General features: G+C 56.8%; 2 rRNA genes (1 of these 2 running past the window's edge). Both read right to left on the bottom strand.

The features are described 5' to 3' along the window. Positions 1 to 50 precede the first annotated feature (50 nt). Positions 51 to 167, bottom strand: a 5S ribosomal RNA gene (rrf, locus tag MXD60_RS25720). A 69-nt stretch (positions 168 to 236) separates the two neighbouring features. Further along, positions 237 to 1,739: ribosomal RNA gene (locus MXD60_RS25725) — 23S ribosomal RNA — on the bottom strand; it runs 1,704 nt beyond the window's last position.

A 1,739-nucleotide genomic window follows, 5' to 3' on the forward strand; every position in this document is an offset into this window, starting at 1 on the left:
AAATACGTGTGGGGCCGCCCTGAAAACAGGGCAGCCCCACACGTATATAAGTCCGGCGGCGTCCTACTCTCCCACACGGTCCCCCATGCAGTACCATCGGCGCTGAAGAGCTTAGCTTCCGGGTTCGGAATGAGACCGGGCGTTTCCCCTTCGCCAAAACCACCGAAACACTGTAACCATACCAACCGAAAACCGGCCGTACAGTCAGAACCGCACAGTGGACGCGTAGCACCTTCGAAGACAAGCCCTCGGCCTATTAGTACCGGTCAGCTCCATGCGTTGCCGCACTTCCACCTCCGGCCTATCAACCCGATCATCTAGTCGGGGGCCTTACCAGGCTACCCTGTGGGAGATCTCATCTTGAAGCAGGCTTCCCGCTTAGATGCTTTCAGCGGTTATCCCTTCCGAACGTAGCCAACCAGCCATGCCCTTGGCAGAACAACTGGCACACCAGAGGTTCGTCCGTCCCGGTCCTCTCGTACTAGGGACAGCCCTTCTCAAATCTCCTGCGCGCGCGGCGGATAGGGACCGAACTGTCTCACGACGTTCTAAACCCAGCTCGCGTACCGCTTTAATGGGCGAACAGCCCAACCCTTGGGACCTACTCCAGCCCCAGGATGCGACGAGCCGACATCGAGGTGCCAAACCTTGCCGTCGATATGGACTCTTGGGCAAGATCAGCCTGTTATCCCCGGGGTACCTTTTATCCGTTGAGCGACGGCGCTTCCACAAGCCACCGCCGGATCACTAGTCCCTGCTTTCGCACCTGCTCGACCTGTCGGTCTCACAGTCAAGCTCCCTTGTGCACTTGCACTCAACACCTGATTGCCAACCAGGCTGAGGGAACCTTTGGGCGCCTCCGTTACTCTTTAGGAGGCAACCGCCCCAGTTAAACTACCCACCAGACACTGTCCCTGATCCGGATCACGGACCGAGGTTAGACATCCAGTACGACCAGAGTGGTATTTCAACAGTGACTCCACCAGAACTGGCGTCCCAGCTTCACAGTCTCCCACCTATCCTACACAAGCCGAACCGAACACCAATATCAAGCTATAGTAAAGGTCCCGGGGTCTTTCCGTCCTGCCGCGCGTAACGAGCATCTTTACTCGTAGTGCAATTTCGCCGAGTCTGTGGTTGAGACAGTGGGAAAGTCGTTACGCCATTCGTGCAGGTCGGAACTTACCCGACAAGGAATTTCGCTACCTTAGGATGGTTATAGTTACCACCGCCGTTTACTGGCGCTTAAGTTCTGAGCTTCGCCCCGAAGAGCTAACCCGTCCCCTTAACGTTCCAGCACCGGGCAGGCGTCACTCCGTATACATCGTCTTACGACTTAGCACGGAGCTATGTTTTTAGTAAACAGTCGCTTTCCCCTGGTCTCTGCGGCCACTCCCCGCTACGGAAGCAAGTCCCTACACGGAGAACGGCCCCCCTTCTCCCGAAGTTACGGGGGCATTTTGCCGAGTTCCTTAACCACAGTTCACTCGAACGCCTTGGTATTCTCTACCTGACCACCTGTGTCGGTTTAGGGTACGGGCGGCTCTGACACTCGCTAGAGGCTTTTCTCGGCAGCATGGGATCATCCACTTCGCCACAATCGGCTCGGCATCAGGTCTCAGACACATGAAACGCGGATTTACCTACGTTCCGTCCTACACCCTTGCCCCAGGACAACCACCGCCTGGGTTGGACTACCCTCCTGCGTCACCCCATCGCTTACCTACTACCAGCCAGGT

Source organism: Frankia sp. AgB32, from assembly GCF_023243045.1.
Lineage (GTDB): Bacteria > Actinomycetota > Actinomycetes > Frankiales > Frankiaceae > Frankia.